Origin of the sequence: Paraburkholderia caledonica (assembly GCF_000383275.1) — a bacterium.
GTDB classification, from domain to species: domain Bacteria; phylum Pseudomonadota; class Gammaproteobacteria; order Burkholderiales; family Burkholderiaceae; genus Paraburkholderia; species Paraburkholderia caledonica.
Window position 1 is genome coordinate 82,656 of sequence record NZ_KB911042.1, and the last position, 18,183, is coordinate 100,838.

The window sequence follows — 18,183 nt, forward strand, 5'->3', positions numbered from 1 at the left end:
ACGGCCTATCCCATTGCAGCAGGCAGTAAGCGATAGACAGTAACCAGCGATAGCCGCGCTTATTGCTTACCGAACTCGTCGCCCATTTCTTTCGCACGTGCGTCGGCGGCGAGCGCGCCGCGAACGATTGCTTCCTTCACGCCGCTTGCGTCAAACGAGGCAAGCGCTGCCGCAGTCGTGCCGCCCTTCGACGTCACGCGTTCGCGCAACAGGCTCGGCGGCTCGTCCGAATTGGCTGCAAGTTGCGCGGCTCCCGTGAAGGTCGCCACGGCGAGCGCGCGGCCTTGCGCTTCATTCATGCCGAGCTGACGCGCGGCTTCCTGCAGCGCTTCGATGAAATAGAAGACGTAGGCCGGGCCGCTTCCCGAAATGGCGGTGACGGCGTCGATTTTCGCTTCGTCGTCGAACCATACCGTTTCGCCGACGGCGCCTAGCACTTGCGATGCAAGCGCGCGGCCCGCTTCGTCGACACTCGCGGTTGCGGCTAATCCGGCGACGCCCATGCCGATCAACGCCGGCGTATTCGGCATGACGCGCACGATCCGCGTATGGCCGTTCAGCCAGCGCGACATGTCGTCCATGCGAATGCCGGCGACAATGCTGATTGCCAGTTGCGACGCCTTGAGATGCGGCGCGAGCGATTCGGCAACGCTCTTCAGAATTTGCGGCTTCACCGCGAGCACGACGGCGTCATACGCAGTGAGCGCCGCGTCGGCGGCGGCGCCGGTATTGATACCAAACTGTTCTTCGTTACGCTTGCGCGCGTCTTCGTTAGGGTCGATCGCATAGAGATCGGTGGGCGCGACGCCACGCTTGATAAGGCCGCCGATCAACGCCGCAGCCATGTTGCCGCCGCCGATAAAAGCAATTTTCATGATGGTCCGGAAGGTTTGATTGAGCGTATGAGTTCGCGCTTACAAATGAGCTTGCAGCCGCAGTTGAAACTGCGCTTGCAGCCGCGCTTGCAGCCGCGCTTGCAGCCGCGCTTGCAGCCGCGCTTGCAACCACGTTTGCAGCCGCTAGTTCGAGTAATCGCGCGCACCGAAAATGGCGGTGCCCACCCGCACGATGGTCGCGCCTTCGAGCACAGCAGCCTCCAGGTCGCCCGACATGCCGATCGAAAGCGTATCGAGCGCGAGACCTTCTTCGCGCAAACGCTCGAACAGTTCGCGCAACCGGCGATGCGGCACGCGCTGTTCGTCGATGCTCCCCACCGGTTCGGGAATTGCCATCAGGCCGCGCAACTTCAGCTTGGGCAGCGTGGCGATTTCCCGGGCGACTTCGGCGGCTTCCTCGACGCTCACGCCGCTTTTCGAGCTCTCGCCGCTAATGTTGACCTGCAGGCAGACATTCAGCGCCGGTAGGTTATCGGGCCGCTGTTCGGAAAGCCGCTGCGCGATCTTCAGGCGATCGACCGAATGCACCCAGTTGAACTGCTCGGCCACCGGACGTGTCTTGTTCGACTGCAACGGCCCGATGAAATGCCATTCGAGCGAGCCGCGCAAATCGGCGAGCGCTTCGACCTTCGTGAGGGCTTCCTGCACGTAGTTTTCACCGAATGCGCGTTGACCGGCGGCGTGCGCCGCGCGCACGTCTTCGGCGGGGAAAGTTTTCGAGACCGCGAGAAGCGCGATGGAACGCGCGTCGCGCCCGGCCACGTGTGCGGCCATTGCGATGCGCTGCTTAACCGCTTCGAGGTTATGAATCAGATCTGGCATGGAGCGAACGGGGAACGGACGGAAGTCGATGCCCCGATTATACGGACAGCATGTGCTCCACCAGTTCGATCCAGTGCGCGACCGGTGTGGACGTGCCGCTCTGCAGGTGAGAAATACAGCCCACATTCGCGGACACGATCATTTGCGGCTCCTGCGCGTGCAGTCGCTCGAGCTTCTGATCGCGCAACGCATACGAGAGCCTCGGCTGCGTGAGCGAGTAAGTGCCGGCGGAACCGCAGCAAAGGTGGTTGTCGGCGGGCAGGCGCACTTCGACGCCGAGTCGCGTCAGCAGATGTTCCACTGTGCCGCGCACCTGCTGTCCGTGCTGCAACGTGCAGGGCGGATGAAACGCGACCGTGTGGATCGCGCGGCGGCGCGTGATCGACGCGAGTTGTTCCTCGAAGTCCGGCAGGATCTCGGCAATGTCGCGTGTCAATTCGACGATGCGGCGCGCTTTCTCCGCATACGCCGGGTCATGGCGCAACAGATGCGCGTATTCCTTGACGGTCGCGCCGCAGCCCGATGCGTTCATCACGATCGCCTCGACGCCCTGTTCGACATACGGCCACCATGCGTCGATATTCGCGCGCATGTCCACGAGCGCTTCGTCGTTATAGCCGAGGTGCAGGCGCACGGCACCGCAGCAGCCGGCGTCGGGCGCGACGAGCGTTTCCACACCGAGCGCATCGAGCACGCGCGCGGTGGCGACGTTGACGTTGGGCATCATCGAAGGTTGCACGCAGCCCGCGAGCATCAGCATCTTGCGCGTGTGTCTTGCGGTCGGCCACTCGAGCGGACGCTGTCGCGCGGGCACCTTGTCGCGCAATTTTCGCGGCAGCAGCGCCCGGAAATGCTGGCCGAGACGCATGGCCGGCGTGAATAGCGCGCTGTTCGGCACGAAGCTCGCAAGGAAGCGGCGCGTAAGACGCTGACCGAGCGGACGCGTCACTTTTTTCTCGGTGATCTTGCGGCCAATCTCTACCAGCTTGCCGTACTGCACGCCGGACGGGCAGGTCGATTCGCAATTGCGGCAAGTAAGGCAGCGGTCGAGGTGAACCTGCGTGCTACGCGTGACTTCGGCGCCTTCCACCATCTGCTTGATCAGATAGATGCGGCCGCGCGGGCCGTCGAGTTCGTCGCCGAGCAGTTGATAAGTCGGGCACGTGGCCGTGCAAAAGCCGCAGTGAACGCAATTGCGCAGAATGGCGTCGGCTTCGTCGCCGTCGGGCGTGTTGCGAATGAAGTCCGCGAGATTGGTTTGCATCGCGCGCTCAGAAGTCGGGGTAGAGACGGCCGCGATTGAAGATGCGGGCCGGGTCGAAAGCGGTTTTCAGGCCGCGATGGATTTTCATCAGCGGCGCGGGCAGCGGTGTGAACACCCCGGCTCCGCGGTCATAGCCGTGGCCGGTGCGGAAGATGGTCGCGTGACCGCCGGCTTGCTTCGCGCTGATGCGCACGGTTTGCGCATCGGTGTCCGTGATCCACCAGCGCTGCGCGCCGCCCCATTCCATTAATTGAGCACCGGGCAATTGAAGCGGCTCGGTGATGGACGGCAGCGCGAGCCGCCACAGCGCGGCTTTCGGCGGAATTGCGGCGAAGAATGTGTCGGTCTGCTCGCGCAGGCCTGCCCAGAAGCGTTCTGCCTCGACAGCATCGACAACCTCGCCGCCCAGCGACGCACGCGCCGACTTGACCGCGCTCTCTGCGCCCGCGAGACGCACGGCAAGCGTGCCGTGACGCCACGCGCTCGCGGTGATCGGCAATGGGCGGCCGCCCCATTCGTTGAGCTTACGGACAGCGTCGGTGCCGTTCACGTCGAACTTGAGCGTGGCTTCAGCTTGGGGCTGCGGCAGCACCTTCACCGAGAGTTCGAGGATGAGCCCCAGCGTGCCGAGCGAGCCCGCCATCAAGCGCGAGACGTCATAGCCGGCGACGTTTTTCACCACCTGGCCGCCGAAATGCAGCGCTTGTCCCTGGCCGTTCATGACGACCGCACCTAGTACGAAGTCGCGCGCCGCACCGGCCGACGGACGGCGCGGGCCGGCGATGCCCGCAGCGATGCAGCCGCCGAAGGTGGCTTGCGGTCCGAAGTGCGGCGGCTCGAAAGCGAGCATCTGATGGTGTTCGGCGAGCGCGGCTTCGATTTCGAGCAACGGCGTGCCGGCGCGCGCGGTGATGACCAGCTCCGCCGGGTCGTAAGCGATGATGCCGCGATAAGCGCGCGTGTCGAGGATCTCGCCTTCCAGCGTCTGACCATACCAGTCTTTTGTACCGCCGCCGCGAACGCGCAACGCGCGGCCTGCGGCGCTGGCGGAACGCACGCGTTCCGACCACATGGCGACGATGTCGTCCTCTTCCATGATGCCCTGCTTCGTTATGTTTCGATCGATTGTACCGGGCGGGGGCTCGCTGACAACCCGGAGCGGACCCGCATCGGGTAATCAGGGTGGGATGGCGGCAAACGCCGCCGCGGCGGGCTATGCGTATTGCGTGGTGTTAGAAGCGCGGTAGCTCCGGATGCGGCAACAGACCGCCGCGCACATGCATCTTGCCGTACTCCGCGCACCGCGCTCGCGTGGGGATACCCTTGTCCGGGTTCAGCAGACCCGGTGGATCGAAGGCGCGCTTGACCGCGTGAAATGCATCGCGCTCTTCCGGCGAGAATTGCACGCACATCGAGTTGATCTTCTCGATGCCGACGCCGTGCTCGCCCGTCACCGTGCCGCCCAGTTCGACGCATGCTTCCAGGATGTCGCAGCCGAACGCCTCGGCTCTGTGCCATTCATCCTGGTCGTTGCCGTTAAAGAGAATCAGAGGATGCATGTTGCCGTCGCCCGCATGAAAGACGTTGATGCAGCGCAGCGCGTACTTCTTCTCCATCTCCTCGATGCGCGAAAGCAGCGGTCCGATACTGCGGCGCGGCACGGTTCCGTCCATGCAGTAGTAGTCCGGCGAAATCCGGCCCGCAGCCGGAAACGCGTTTTTGCGACCGGACCAGAAGCGCAGCCGCTCGTTTTCCGTGCGCGAAATCTGGATACGGGTTGCGCCGTGCTCGCGCAGCACCGCGGTCATGCGGACGATTTCGTCGGCGACTTCCTCGGGCGTGCCGTCGGATTCGCACAGCAAGATTGCCGCTGCGTCGAGATCGTAGCCCGCGTGGACGAATTCCTCGACCGCGCGCGTGGCCGGCTTGTCCATCATCTCGAGGCCGGCCGGAATGATGCCCGCGGCAACGATGCCGGCGACCGCATCGCCGCCTTTTACGACGTCGTCGAAGCTGGCCATGATGACCTGCGCCGTTTGCGGTTTTGGGATCAGCTTGACGGTGACCTCGGTGACGATCGCGAACATGCCTTCGCTGCCGATCAGCACCGCAAGCAGATCGAGGCCGGGCGCGTCGGGCGCGAGCGAGCCGAACTCGACGATTTCGCCTTCCATTGTCACGGCCCGCACGCGCAGCACGTTGTGCACGGTGAGGCCGTACTTGAGGCAATGCACGCCGCCCGAGTTCTCCGACACGTTGCCGCCGATCGTGCAGGCGATCTGCGACGACGGGTCCGGCGCGTAGTACAAACCATACGGCGCAGCGGCTTCGGAAATCGACAGATTGCGCACGCCGGGTTGCACCGTGGCGGTTCGCGCGTAAGAGTCCACCTCGATGATCTTCCGGAAGCGTGCGAGCGATACCACCACGCCGTGGCGAATCGGCATCGCACCGCCGGACAGGCCCGTGCCGGCGCCGCGCGGCACGATGGGCACCCCGAGACGATGGCAGATCTGCACGATGCGCTGCACTTGCGACTCCGTCTCGGGCAACGCGACGGCGAGCGGCAGACGACGATAGGCGGCGAGGCCGTCGCAGTCGTACGCGACGGTATCTTCGTCGCGATATAGCAGACAGTGGTTTGGCAACACCGCCATCAGCGCCTGCACGACTTCGCGCTGGCGCTGGGCGAGAACCTCTGCTGACAGTTCGGCGGGTGCATTCATGTGAGTCGTCTCCTCCTGTTTCACCCAGCGCTATCCGGCGCTTGCGTGGCGGCCCGTTTGCGGCCGCCGCGGCTTGATAACGCTCAGCCGCGTTCAGTCCTGCCCAATCGTTCGCGGCAACGCGCCTTGAAACGACGCGTCATGCGGCCCAGCTAAAAATCTTGCCGGGGTTCATCAGATTGTGCGGATCGAGCGCGTGTTTGATAGAGCGCATGGTGTCTACCGCAACGTCGCCATGTTCTTCCAGCAGAAAACCCATCTTGTGCAGACCGACTCCGTGCTCGCCGGTGCAGGTGCCGTCCATGCGCAGCGCGCGCTGCACGATGCGATGGTTCAACCGCTCGGCTTCCGCGAGTTCTTCCGGCTTGTTCGGATCGATCAGGATCGCGACGTGGAAATTGCCGTCGCCGACATGGCCGACAATCGGGCAGGGCAGCGGCGACGCCTTCAAGTCCTGCTCCGTTTCGACGACGCATTCGGCAAGTCGCGAGATCGGCACGCAGACGTCGGTCGTGACGGCGCGGCAACCGGGCTTCAGTTGCAGCATGGCGAAATAGGCATTGTGACGCGCGTTCCACAGACGGCTGCGGTCTTCTGGACGGGTCGCCCATTCGAATCCTTCGCCGCCGTTCTGCGCGGCGAGTTCCTGCACGAGTTCGGCTTGTTCCTTGACGCCGGCCTCGGTGCCGTGGAATTCGAAGAACAGTGTGGGCGCCTCGCGCAGCGTGAGATTCGAATGCCGGTTAATCGAGCGGATCGCAAGCGCGTCGACGAATTCCACGCGCGCAATCGGTACGCCGATCTGAATTGTTTCGATGACGGCGCGAACCGCATCGCCCATCGACGGAAATGCGCAGACCGCGGCGGACACGGCCTCCGGCTGCGGATAAAGGCGCACGGTGACTTCGGTGATCACGCCGAGCGTGCCTTCCGAACCGACGAACAGACGCGTGAGGTCGTAGCCTGCGGACGATTTGCGCGCCCGCGTGCCCGTCTTGATCACGCGGCCGTCGGCCAGCACCACGGTGAGCCCGAGTACGTTCTCGCGCATCGTGCCGTAGCGCACGGCGTTGGTACCTGACGCACGCGTGGCCGACATGCCGCCGATGCTCGCGTCCGCGCCCGGATCGATCGGGAAAAAGAGGCCGGTGTCGCGTAGCGCTTCGTTCAACTGCTTGCGCGAAATACCCGGCTCGACGGTGACCGTGAGGTCTTCGGCGTTGATGGACAGCACGCGGTTCATTTCCGACAGATCGATCGACACGCCGCCCTGCACCGCAAGCAGATGCCCTTCCAGCGACGAGCCGTTGCCGTACGGAATGATCGGTACGTTGTACTGGCCGCACAACTTGACGGCGGTCTGCACGTCTTCGGTGTTGCGTGCGAAGACGACGGCGTCGGGCAGTTGGGGATCGAACGGCGATTCGTCGCGGCCGTGGTGTTCGCGTACGGCTTGCGCGATCGACACGCGCTCACCGAAGGCGTTGGTGAGCGCGCTCAGCAATTCGGCAGGGAATGGCCGGCGCAGCGTGGCCGGCGAAACGGAATGATTCACGCATGTCTCCTGTGTCGACCGGCGTTAGTGCTTCAGCACTTACGCCGGTCCCATCAATAATGTGTATTCACGTTAGTGCTTCAGCACTTACGCCGGTCCCATCAATAATGTGTATTCACGTTAGTGCTTCAGCACTTACGCCGGTCCCATCAATAACGTGCATTCACGTTAGTGCTTCAGCACTTACGCCGGTCAGCCGCATGAAAAGGTTTGTTAGTAGTTGTCAGGCGAAGCTGCTTTTTGCAGCAGGCACTTCATTTTACGCCGATCGCTTTCTGCCGGGGTGGGCCGCTTCGGTTGCTTCTGGGGTTTCGCGCCGGCTAACGCTCCTATAATGGCGGCGGCTAGTGGCTCCGCGCAACATGGTTAACGCGGTGAGAAGACATAGATAACGCGGCAGATGATGCGGTAACCGGTCTGCCGCCGCCACAGTGCAAGAAACCGGGACTGCAGTCGGCGACCGGTGCGCTATCGACGCGGGCTTCATCATTGAACGCAGGGAGAAATCATGGGTAACCGTCTGAGCAAGATTGCCACTCGTACCGGCGACGACGGCACCACCGGTCTCGGCGACGGCCGGCGGGTTCGCAAGGACAGCGCGCGCATTGCGGCGATCGGCGACGTCGACGAACTCAATTCGAATCTTGGCGTGCTGCTGTGCGAGCCCTTGCCAGATGACGTGCAAGCGGCGCTGATCTCGATCCAGCACGACTTGTTCGATCTCGGCGGCGAACTTTGCATTCCCGGTCACACAATGATTACCGACCGCCATCTCGCGCAACTTGACGGCTGGCTTGCCGACTACAACTCCGCGCTTCCGCCGCTGAAGGAGTTCATCTTGCCGGGCGGCTCGCGCGCGGCGTCTCTCGCCCACGTTTGCCGTACGGTTTGCCGCCGCGCCGAACGCTCCATCGTCGCCCTCGGTGACGAGGAGGCCGTCAACGCCGCGCCGCGTCAGTATGTGAACCGTCTGTCGGACCTTCTGTTTGTCCTCGCACGCGTGCTCAATCGCGCTGACGGCGGCGCGGACGTGCTCTGGCAGCACGATCGCGGGCAAAACTAGGCGCACGGCCGGCTTTCAGCAGTCTGCAGTGGCCTGCGACAATCTGTCAGAGCAAGTCACGGCTTAAAGATGTATTGTATGTGCATCTTTAAGGAGAAGTACAAATGACCGCCCTGACCGCCGAACAGATTGCCCGCGTCAAAGCCACGGTGCCCGTGCTTGCTGAACATGGCACGACCATCACGAAGCACTTCTACAAGCGCATGTTCGCGCGTCATCCGGAACTGAAGAATCTGTTCAACCAGACGCATCAGCAAAGCGGCAACCAGCCCGAAACGCTGGCGCGCGCGGTCTATGCGTACGCAGCCAACATCGACAATCTGGGCGCGCTCGGCCCGACTGTCTCGCGGATCGCCAATAAGCACGCGAGCCTGAACATACGGCCCGAGCATTACCCGATTGTGGGCCGCCACCTGCTGGGTGCGATCGTCGACGTGCTCGGCGACGCGGTCGATCAACCCACGCTCGACGCCTGGCAAGTCGCGTATGGTCAGCTCGCGAACATCTTTGTGGGCACCGAGGCGAAGCTGTATGAAGGCGCGGCGTGGAGCGGCTTCCGCCCGTTCAAGGTGGCGCGCAAACAGGTGGAGAGCGACGAAATCACGTCGTTCTATCTGACGCCAGCCGACGGTTCGGCCGCGTGTGATTTCGAACCGGGTCAGTACGTGAGCGTGAAACGTTTCGTCGACAAGCTCGGTGTCGATCAGCCGCGTCAGTACAGCTTGTCGGACGCACCGCATGGCAAGTGGCTGCGCATCTCCGTGAAGCGCGAAGACGGCCGCGAAGACATAGCGCCCGGCCACGTGTCCAACCTGCTGCACGCAGATGTCGAAGAGGGCACCGTCGTGCATGTGAGCGCGCCGATGGGCGACTTCACGCTCGATCGCAAGAAAACCACGCCCGTGGTGCTGATGAGCGGCGGCGTGGGCGTGACGCCCATGACCTCGATGCTCTCAACTATCCTCGCCGACGGCAGCGAGCGGAGCGTGACTTTCGTTCACGCATGCCGCAACGGCCGCGTGCACGCGTTCCGTCAGTGGCTCAACGAGACGGTCGCGTCGCATTCGAACGTGAAGCGCGTGGTGTTCTACGAAGCGGTCGGCGAGGGCGACCGGCGGGGCGTCGACTACGATTTCGACGGTCGTCTCGACGTAGCAGGAATTGCCGGTCAGGTCATCGTGCCGGATGCCGACTACTACATCTGTGGACCGGTGCCGTTCATGCGCGCGCAGTGCGATGCGCTGGCGGCGCTCGGCGTGGACCCGGCGCGGATTCACACTGAAGTCTTCGGTTCGGGCGTGGTCGAGTGAAACGTAGCCGTGCATGGCAAGCTCCAAAAAGAAGAAGCGAGCCATGCGAGGCAGTGTCCACGTAACCGGCGGCTTCGGCCCAACGCAAGTCATGCTGAGAGCGACCACGACTTGTCACGGTACTTAGGCGGTCCATCGAGCGACATTCATCCGTTTGGCCAACCAAACAAAAAACCCGGCTCGACGAGCCGGGTTTTTCATCTGCCAATTGCGTCACACGACGCGGCCGAATAGCGATCAATTGCCGCTTCCGCGCGCCACGCGCCGTTGCTTGACGGCGTCGGCGAGACCTTCGAGTACGGCAACGCTTTCGTCCCAGCCGATGCATGCATCGGTCACGCTCTGCCCGTACGTGAGTGCGCAGCCTTCCTGCAAGTCCTGGCGGCCGGCCACCAGATGCGATTCCAGCATCACGCCGATAATTCGTTCGTCACCCGAAGCAACTTGCCGGCCGATGTCCGCGCACACCGGAATCTGGTTCTCATGCTTCTTCGAACTGTTCGCATGGCTTGCGTCGATCATCAGGCGCGCGGCGAGACCTGATTTGCCGATGTCCGAACACGCCGCGTTGACGCTGTCCGCGTCATAATTCGGCGTCTTGCCTCCGCGCAGGATGATATGGCAATCCTCGTTGCCCGCCGTCGATACGATCGCCGAGTGGCCGCCCTTGGTGACCGACAGGAAATGGTGCGGCTGCGACGCGGCTTTGATTGCGTCGACGGCAATCTTCACATTGCCGTCCGTGCCGTTCTTGAAGCCGACCGGGCACGACAGTCCCGAAGCGAGTTCGCGGTGCACTTGCGACTCGGTGGTCCGCGCGCCGATCGCGCCCCACGAGATCAGATCGGCGATGTATTGCGGGCTGATCATGTCGAGATACTCGGTGGCGGCCGGCAGACCCAGTTCGTTGATGCGCAACAGCAGCTCGCGCGCCGTGCGCAGCCCTTCGTTGATCTTGAAGCTGTTGTCCATATGCGGGTCGTTGATAAGACCCTTCCAGCCGACCGTCGTGCGCGGCTTTTCGAAGTACACGCGCATCACGACTTCGAGTTCGCCCGCGAAGCGCTTGCGCTGTTCGACGAGGCGCCCCGCGTATTCCAGCGCCGCCTTCGTATCGTGAATCGAGCACGGCCCGACGATCACGATCAAGCGGTCGTCCATGCCGTGCAGAATGCGATGCATGGCGGTGCGTGAGTTGTAGATCAGGTCGGACACCGCTTCGTCGCAGGCAAATTCGCGGATCAGGTGCGCGGGAGGAGTGAGCTCTTTCAATTCGCGAATGCGGACATCGTCGGTGTTGTGCGGGGGCATGTTGTTCTCCTGAATCGGTTCGTAGCGTGTTCGCGCAGGCGGTGCGTGCAAAACATAATGTTCAAAGACGGAAGGCGAAAAAAAACCGCCAGACTCGCTGGCGGTTTTTCGGGAATTCTCGGTGTTCTACGTGCACTAACACCCCTCTCGATCCGCCAGCGGTCTGAGATACCAGAAAAAGTAAAAATAAAACTTGGCGGACATGGCGAAATGGAGTCGCTGGTCAAAAAGGGTGAGTGACTTTATAACCCGGCTAAGCTCGACTGACAAGCTGTAGGGCGAGAAAATGCGGAAAACCCGCATGATTCATGCAATCGATGCACGAATCATGCGGCGAGTTCAGTTTTAAGCCGTGCCGCCAACCGTCATCCGGTCGATGCGCAACGTCGGCTGCCCGACCCCGACCGGCACGCTTTGGCCTTCCTTGCCGCACACGCCGACGCCTGAATCGAGCTTCATGTCGTTGCCGATCATGCTGACGTATTTCAGCGATTCCGGACCGCTGCCGATCAGCGTCGCGCCCTTGACCGGGTACGTGATCTTGCCGTCTTCGATCATGTAGGCCTCGGAGGCCGAGAATACGAACTTGCCGTTGGTGATGTCGACCTGGCCGCCGCCGAAATTCACCGCGTACAAACCGTTTTTCACCGATTCGATGATTTCCTGCGGGTCCTTGTCGCCGTTGAGCATGTACGTGTTGGTCATGCGCGGCATGGGCAGCGCCGCGTACGACTCACGGCGTGCATTGCCCGTGACCGGCATTTTCATCAGACGCGCGTTGAGCGTGTCCTGAATATAGCCCTTGAGAATGCCGTCTTCGATCAGCGTCGTGCACTGCGTCGGATTGCCTTCGTCGTCGATATTGAGCGAGCCGCGCCGGTTCGGCAGCGTACCGTCGTCGACGACGGTCACGCCCTTGGCCGCGACCTGCTCGCCGATGCGTCCCGCGAACGCCGACGATCCCTTGCGATTGAAGTCGCCTTCCAGACCGTGGCCGATCGCTTCGTGCAGCAGCACGCCGGGCCAGCCCGGTCCGAGCACGACAGTCATCGCGCCGGCCGGAGCCGGGCGCGCTTCGAGGTTCACGAGCGCTGCGTGCACCGCGTCGTCGACGTAACGCGACAGCACTTCGTCGGTGAAGTAGCTGTAGTCGAAGCGGCCACCGCCGCCGCCGCTGCCGATCTCGCGGCGACCGTTCTGCTCGGCGATCACCGTGACCGACACCCGCACGAGCGGACGGATATCTGCTGCGAACCCGCCGTCGCCGCGCGCGACCAGCACGACGTCGTATTCACCGGCGAGGCCCGCCATGACTTGCTGGATGCGCCGGTCGCGACCGCGCGCCATGTGTTCGATGCGTTCGAGCAGCTTGACCTTGGCGGTCGCGTCGAGTGAATGCAGAGGATCGGCGGGCAGGTACAGATCGCGCCCGGCAATGCCGGTCAACGACGACGCCACCTTGATCTTCTGCTTGCCGCCGCCGGCCTTGGCAATTGCACGTGTGGCAATGGCCGCCTGGCGGATCGCTTCGGGCGACAGGTCGTCCGAATACGCGAAAGCCGTGCGCTCGCCCGACACGGCGCGCACGCCGACGCCCTGGTCGATGCTGAAACTGCCCGACTTCACGATGCCTTCTTCCAGACTCCATGCTTCGCTGCGGGTTGCCTGAAAGTACAGGTCCGCGTAGTCGACGCGATGCGTGAAGATCTCAGCCAGTGTGCGGGTGAGCAGGGACTCGTCGAGACCGTAGGGCGTCAGGAGGATGTCCTTGGCGGTGGCGAGATTACGGATACCGGGTTCGATGATATTCATGCGAAGTATGTTCTGCTCGATACGAAGGATTCGGTTAGCGCCACCAACACTACCAACACTATATGGGTGAGGGGCGCCGCAGTTTCAATGTCAATGAGTCTAGCTCAGCACCCGGTGACGCCAGGCGGGCAGGCTCTGCCGCACTTCGTCGATACGTGTGCGCTCCAGGGTGCCGGCGACCACGCCGGCGCCTTCGTCACGCACTGCCACGATTTCGCCCCACGGGTCGATCAACATGCTGTGGCCCCACGTACGGCGGCCATTCTCGTGCTTGCCGCCTTGCGCCGCAGCCAGCACATAGCACTGATTTTCGACGGCGCGGGCGCGTAGCAGCATCTCCCAATGCGCGCGGCCGGTCGTGTAGGTAAACGCCGATGGCACCACCATCAGCGCGCAATCGCCCATGCGCCGGTACAGCTCGGGAAAGCGCAAATCGTAGCAGACCGACAGACCGACACGGCCGAAGGGCGACTGGAAGGTGCGGACCTCGTCACCGGGGCAGATGGTGCGCGCCTCGTCGAACGATTCCTCGCCTTTCTCGAAGTTGAACAGATGAATCTTGTCGTAGCGGGCCGCCACGTGTCCCTGCGGATCGAATACAAGTGTGGTGTTCAACACTCGCGACGGTTCGGGCGCCGTGACCGGCAGCGTGCCGCCGATCACCCACAGCTTGTGACGGCGCGCGGCATCCGCGAGAAAGCGCTGAATCGGGCCGTCGCGGTAAGCCTCGCGCACGGCGAGCTTGTCCGTGTCCTTGAAGCCCATGAAGCAGAAGTATTCCGGCAGGAGGACAAGCTGCGCGCCATCGGCCGCGGCTTCAGCAATCAGGCGCTCGGCGTCGGCCAGATTTCGATCGCGATCCGGCGTGCTCACCATCTGCAGCGCCGCGACGCGGAACGTGCTCTGTGTGCCGTTTGCCTGCCCAAGCTGTGAATCGCCAGGTGCTGCGGCCGACAAAGCAGGGGACGAAGATGAAGAGACGTGTGTTTCGCTCATGAGCGTTTCGAGAAACTCCCGGCAAAGGCGGCGGCGCGAAATGCTGGCGCCGCGTACGTCGTTTGTGGCTGGCTTGGGCACTCCGTAACCCACCGACAGCGTCGAACCCGCCGCCGACTTGAAGCTCGAGCCAACGCTTCAACCGAAGACACTTACTGCGCGACCGCGGTCGAAGCTGGAGCGTCCATCTTACCCCGATCGTTCTTGACCCGCTCGATGTGCGGTTTCGACCACGAGCCGGTGATCGCGTACTCCCGCGCGAACGCGTGCGAGATCGACTGGCTGAACGCCAGATCCGCCACCAGCGCGCCAAGGCCGAGCAATGGATTGATTACCGCGGCCGCGACGACCGCTGCGCCGGCACTCACCGTCGGCACGATCTGGACATGCAGATCCTGCGTTTCCTGAGCCAGATCGACGGAGCCTTTCATTTCGGCGCGGGCCGGCGCGGTCACCATTTCGAAGTTATCGGTGTGGCCGATGCCGTTGTGAATCTGCGCGGTTCCCGTGACGTGCTCGAACGGCAGACCTTCGCCGATCACGTCGCGAAAGTTCAGCGTCGCGAAGCGCGCGAGGCTTTGCAGACTGAGCACGCCGAGCAGCTTGGCGACGCCCGGATCGACCTTGAGAATCTGGCCGTGACGAAGATCGACGGCCATATTGCCGTTTAGCGTCGGGTAGTCGATCGCGGTCGGGCCACCGCGCCACACCATCTTGCCCGATAGCGTGCCGCTGCCCGCCTTCAGCGTGCGCGGCTGGCCGAAGCGCTGGAGCAATCCGCCCGCGTCCTTGATGTCGAGCTTGAAATCGAACACGGTGCGCCGCGACGTGGTGTCGTCGGCGGAGTTGGCCAGTTCCGCCGACGTGCGCCAGTTCGCCGTCGCGGTGAGCGTCGCCGAGGGGTTTGCAATGTCCAGCTTGTCGAGTTGCCAGACGGGCACGCCGTCTTCGTTGAAATTGTGCGCCAGCACTTCGAGCCGGCCGATATCGCGGTCGCGCACGATCAGTTCGTTCACGACCAGATCGATCGACGGCATGTTCTGCGCCGGAGCCGAGATAGCTTGACCGAGCAGATCCTTGTCGGCCACCGACGGAATCACGACGCGCGCAAAGCGCGCCTGCAGCGTGCCCGGCGACGCCTTGTCGGCGCCCGGCAGCCACGAAACGTGACCCGACACCTGATTGGACGCGATATTCGCCTGCCATTTGCCGTCAGCGTGCGAAGCGCCGACGATTACGCTGTCCCAATGGCGCTTGAGCAGCGTCAAGGTGCCGATGTGGAGCGCGAAGCGGCTCGGCAGGAATTGCGCGACAGTCGGGTTGGGGGTGGAAGGCGTGGCCGATGCGGCGGGCGCTTCCTTGTTGCGCATCTGTGTAACGAGCGCGCGCCATGCGTCGGCATCGAATGCTTCGAGGTCGACCGCGGCGATTACCCCTTCTGAAGGCAGGTCGGCCGGCCGGTTCACGCCGATTGCGCCGCGCAGCACCGTCGGCGGGCTTTTCGGCTTGTAGTCCAGCAAGTAGCGCGCGGCGATCGGACCGAAGTTGAGTTCCGCACGCTCCAGCCCGCTTTCGCCGGCAACCGTGGACGGCCCGGCGGCGAGCCGTAGCGGCATCGGTGCGCCGACCGGCTTGTTGAACGGCGCCGGAAAGTCGAGCGCGAGGCCGGTCAGGTCCGAGTTCATGGTGAGTTGCGGCAGCCTGCCTTTTGCGCCGCTCACATTGAGCGCGTAAGGGGCGCTGCCGCTCATGCGCGAGAGCACCTGAGCCGCCGGACCATGCAGGCCGAGACCGCGCGCCGCATCGACGGCGAGATGGCCGTCCAGATCGAGCGCGTAAGTGCCGTCCTGCTTCAGTCCGCCGCTTGCCCGCAAGTCGCCGCCAAGAAACTGCGCGGTGAGCCGGTCGGTCTGCGCGCTGCGTTCGGTAAAGTGCACTTTGCCCCTTACCTGCGACAACGGCGGCACGTTTTCTACCGTCAGTCGATTATTCTCGAAGCCAATCGCGCCTTCCACGCCGATATGCGGCTTGGGGGTGCGCGGAACCGTCAGCTTGAGCGCGAGCGAGGCCGGCCCTTCGGCACGGATCTTCTCGGTCTGGTGCCGCGCCATGATGCCGAGCGAGCTTTCGTTCACGTAGTCGAGCATGTCGGCGAGCGGCCCTAGACCGTCGCCCTTGATCACGAGGTTCGACTCGCGCGTACCGAGGTCCTCGATTCTGCCGTTCACGCCATGCAGCGCCACGCGTTTGTAGCGTGCGCGGTCGATGTCGAAGCGCAACATCTTCTCTTTGAGTTCGAACACGCCGTCGATGCCGTCGAGCGGCGGCCACACGTTCGGCGTGCCGTTCCTCATCTTGCGCGGCGGGTATGGCGAAGGATCGAATTTGCCGCCCTTGAACGGCGCGACAATGTGAAAGACGCCCGCGTCGGGATCGCGCGAGTAGGGGAATTTCGTCAGATCGCCATGTATCTCGATCGTCGCGCCGCGCGACATGCCGGCCTGCAAGCCGTGACCGAGATAGATGCGCAGCTTTTCGCTGATGCTGGTCGGAAGATAGCGGGCGATGCGCGAGACCTGCGCGCGCTCGAAGTCCGCTTTCAGATCAAGCGAGCCGCGGCCGTGGCCGGGGTTGCTGTAGTCGGCGGTGGCGCTCGCCGCGACGTCTGCATTCGAGACGCCGAAGTCGGCCAGTTTCACTGTGAACGCCGGGTGATTGTCGCCGGGCGCTTTCTTGCCGATGGTCCAGTCGGCGCGACCGTGCAGATGGTCGAGCTTGAGGCGCGGATCGTCGAAGACGCCTGGCAGCGTGATCGCCACGTTGGACGTGTCGAGCAAAGCCGTACCGTGACGTTGATCGGCGTCGACAGTGCCCCAAAGATTTTCGATACCCGGAATGCCCGCACGCGGGTGATTGCGCGCGGTGAGCCCAGGCGGCGGTTCTTGTGCGGCGAAGCTGATGCCTTGCAGATCGCCCTTGAAGCGATAACGCTCGACTGGCTCGGCGCCTGTCGCGTGACGGTCGCCGCCAGGCTCGCCCGATTCCGGCTTGCCGCGTTCCACTTCGATCAGATAGTTGGCGACGATGCCGCGCGGGTTGAACCGCACCAGCCCGTTCAGAAGGGGCCGCGGCAGCGGCAACGCGCGGCTGAATTCCGCCAGAATGCCCAGGTCCACGCGGTCGCCCGACACGCTCATGAGCTGTCCGTTTTGCTGCGAAGCTTTGCGATAGCGTCCGTCGAGCGTGTTGAACGTCAGTGTGCGCGTAAGCGGCGTGCCGTCCTCGAGCGGCGGCTGGCCGAGTTCGGCGCGCATGTCACTCAGTTGAAGCTTGTAGTCGCCCTGATCGGCTTCCATGCGCCACCCGAAATGGGCGACCGGCACAAGCAGCTTCGGCTGCGTGGGCCGCACGCGTAACGCGACATCTGCGCCGGCCATCTGGCCGCTGGCCGACTTCATGCGGCCGTCGGCGAAATCGACCCAGATTGCGTTGTCGATGCGGCCTGCGAACGTTTCGATCGGAAACCTGACGTAACGCGCAAGCGTCGGCAGATCGACCGGCCCGGTCGACACATAGGCCTGTCCCTTCCAGTTGATCGGCTTGCCGATCGCCGCGAGCGGCGTGTGCCGGAAATGCGTGCGGAAATCGATTGGGCCGTGTAGCAACCGGCCGTCCGGCGGCGCCTGCAGCGCAAGACGGTGATCGTAGCCGTCGTTCAAAATCGCTATGCGAATGTCGCGCAGCGCGAGTTCCGGTTCGTCACGCTGGACGTCGCGCCAGCGCAGCACACCGCCGCGCACGACGATCGCCTGCTGTCGCACGAGCCACGTCGACAACGTGTCGTTGCCGCTGTGACGAGTCGGCACCGGCACGCCGGCGACCGACAGTTCTCCGTCGCCGCCGCGCGCAATCAGCACATCCGGTTGATCGACGATCAGGCTGGAGAGCGTCGGATAGAACTGCCAGAGCGAGCGCCACGACAAGCTCGCGGTGGCGTGCGGTATGGTGAGCGCGGGTTTGCCTTCACGGTCTCGAATCACCAGGTTAGTGATGTCGAGCCCTGGCTGGAACCCGGTCCAATGCGGCGCCAGCTTGCCGATGGTGAACTGCGCGTGCAGCTTTTCGGAGACGGCGGCTTCAATGCGCGGGCGGAAAGCGTCGGCGCGCGGCAACACCACATAGCGCAAGCCGAGGTACAGTCCAGCCGCGATGAAATAGAGGACGAGCGCCAGCGCCAGAACGACGTGAAGAGTCCGGCGCAGCACGACGTGGTCGCTTCCGCTCAGAGGCCGGGCCTGCCCGGTTTCCTGCGGGTCGGCGGATTCGTTTCGCTCGGACATGCTGCGGCGGGTGGGCGTATGGTAGTTTTGCGATTTAACGACGAAATGTAACACACGGGAAAGCGTCGGCAGGACTTCGTGCAAGCCC

The 18,183-nt window shown here is 63.5% G+C and carries 12 protein-coding genes; 2 read left to right on the forward strand and 10 right to left on the reverse strand.

Annotation, left to right across the window (positions count from 1 at the left end; all coding sequences use genetic code 11):
- Positions 1–59: 59 nt before the first annotated feature.
- From proC to H281_RS0124080, 6 genes are all read right to left on the reverse strand, one after another.
- A complete protein-coding gene (gene proC, locus H281_RS0124050) occupies positions 60–875 on the reverse strand; it encodes a pyrroline-5-carboxylate reductase (RefSeq protein ID WP_020069688.1) in 816 nt (271 codons plus the stop codon).
- 144 nt (positions 876–1,019) lie between these two features.
- Entirely contained in the window at positions 1,020–1,718 is a 699-nt protein-coding gene (locus tag H281_RS0124060; RefSeq protein ID WP_020069690.1) for a YggS family pyridoxal phosphate-dependent enzyme, read from the reverse strand.
- A gap of 37 nt (positions 1,719–1,755) precedes the next feature.
- Positions 1,756–2,982, reverse strand: a complete 1,227-nt coding sequence (gene glcF, locus H281_RS0124065; RefSeq protein WP_020069691.1) for a glycolate oxidase subunit GlcF — start codon at positions 2,980–2,982, stop codon at positions 1,756–1,758.
- Between the two features lie 7 nt (positions 2,983–2,989).
- A complete protein-coding gene (gene glcE / locus H281_RS0124070; protein ID WP_020069692.1) occupies positions 2,990–4,078 on the reverse strand; it encodes a glycolate oxidase subunit GlcE in 1,089 nt (362 codons plus the stop codon).
- Positions 4,079–4,214: 136 nt separating this feature from the next.
- The gene (locus H281_RS0124075) at positions 4,215–5,708 is read right to left on the reverse strand and encodes an FAD-linked oxidase C-terminal domain-containing protein (protein WP_020069693.1); all 1,494 of its coding nucleotides are present in this window, start codon (positions 5,706–5,708) and stop codon (positions 4,215–4,217) included.
- 139 nt (positions 5,709–5,847) lie between these two features.
- Positions 5,848–7,263, reverse strand: a complete 1,416-nt coding sequence (locus tag H281_RS0124080; RefSeq protein ID WP_020069694.1) for an FAD-linked oxidase C-terminal domain-containing protein — start codon at positions 7,261–7,263, stop codon at positions 5,848–5,850.
- Between the two features lie 508 nt (positions 7,264–7,771).
- On the opposite strand from H281_RS0124080, the gene H281_RS0124085 reads away from it, so the two are divergent.
- Positions 7,772–8,326, forward strand: a complete 555-nt coding sequence (locus H281_RS0124085) for a cob(I)yrinic acid a,c-diamide adenosyltransferase (protein ID WP_020069695.1) — start codon at positions 7,772–7,774, stop codon at positions 8,324–8,326.
- A gap of 104 nt (positions 8,327–8,430) precedes the next feature.
- On the forward strand, positions 8,431–9,636 hold the full coding sequence (hmpA, locus tag H281_RS0124090) for an NO-inducible flavohemoprotein (protein ID WP_020069696.1): 1,206 nt from the start codon (positions 8,431–8,433) through the stop codon (positions 9,634–9,636).
- A gap of 237 nt (positions 9,637–9,873) precedes the next feature.
- Here hmpA and aroG read toward each other — a convergent pair whose 3' ends face one another.
- The 4 genes from aroG to H281_RS0124115 all read right to left on the reverse strand — a co-directional run bounded on the left by aroG (position 9,874) and on the right by H281_RS0124115 (position 18,095).
- Positions 9,874–10,947 carry a 3-deoxy-7-phosphoheptulonate synthase AroG gene (gene aroG / locus H281_RS0124095; RefSeq protein ID WP_020069697.1) on the reverse strand — a complete coding sequence of 358 codons (1,074 nt, stop codon included), beginning with the start codon at positions 10,945–10,947 and terminating at the stop codon, positions 9,874–9,876.
- Between the two features lie 345 nt (positions 10,948–11,292).
- Positions 11,293–12,759, reverse strand: coding sequence for a metalloprotease TldD (gene tldD / locus H281_RS0124105; protein WP_020069699.1), 1,467 nt, complete (start codon positions 12,757–12,759; stop codon positions 11,293–11,295).
- Positions 12,760–12,858: 99 nt separating this feature from the next.
- Positions 12,859–13,635, reverse strand: a complete 777-nt coding sequence (locus tag H281_RS0124110) for a carbon-nitrogen hydrolase family protein (protein WP_408735246.1) — start codon at positions 13,633–13,635, stop codon at positions 12,859–12,861.
- 272 nt (positions 13,636–13,907) lie between these two features.
- A complete protein-coding gene (locus tag H281_RS0124115) occupies positions 13,908–18,095 on the reverse strand; it encodes a YhdP family protein (protein WP_020069701.1) in 4,188 nt (1,395 codons plus the stop codon).
- Positions 18,096–18,183 lie beyond the last annotated feature (88 nt).

What these genes read in the sequence shown, in the direction of transcription:
- proC (WP_020069688.1), bottom strand. Translation starts at nt 875, where the DNA reads ATGAAAATTGCTTTTATCGGCGGCGGCAACATGGCTGCGGCGTTGATC.
- H281_RS0124060 (WP_020069690.1), bottom strand. Translation starts at nt 1,718, where the DNA reads ATGCCAGATCTGATTCATAACCTCGAAGCGGTTAAGCAGCGCATCGCA.
- glcF (WP_020069691.1), bottom strand. Translation starts at nt 2,982, where the DNA reads ATGCAAACCAATCTCGCGGACTTCATTCGCAACACGCCCGACGGCGAC.
- glcE (WP_020069692.1), bottom strand. Translation starts at nt 4,078, where the DNA reads ATGGAAGAGGACGACATCGTCGCCATGTGGTCGGAACGCGTGCGTTCC.
- H281_RS0124075 (WP_020069693.1), bottom strand. Translation starts at nt 5,708, where the DNA reads ATGAATGCACCCGCCGAACTGTCAGCAGAGGTTCTCGCCCAGCGCCAG.
- H281_RS0124085 (WP_020069695.1), top strand. Translation starts at nt 7,772, where the DNA reads ATGGGTAACCGTCTGAGCAAGATTGCCACTCGTACCGGCGACGACGGC.
- hmpA (WP_020069696.1), top strand. Translation starts at nt 8,431, where the DNA reads ATGACCGCCCTGACCGCCGAACAGATTGCCCGCGTCAAAGCCACGGTG.
- aroG (WP_020069697.1), bottom strand. Translation starts at nt 10,947, where the DNA reads ATGCCCCCGCACAACACCGACGATGTCCGCATTCGCGAATTGAAAGAG.
- tldD (WP_020069699.1), bottom strand. Translation starts at nt 12,759, where the DNA reads ATGAATATCATCGAACCCGGTATCCGTAATCTCGCCACCGCCAAGGAC.
- H281_RS0124110 (WP_408735246.1), bottom strand. Translation starts at nt 13,635, where the DNA reads ATGGTGAGCACGCCGGATCGCGATCGAAATCTGGCCGACGCCGAGCGC.
- H281_RS0124115 (WP_020069701.1), bottom strand. Translation starts at nt 18,095, where the DNA reads ATGTCCGAGCGAAACGAATCCGCCGACCCGCAGGAAACCGGGCAGGCC.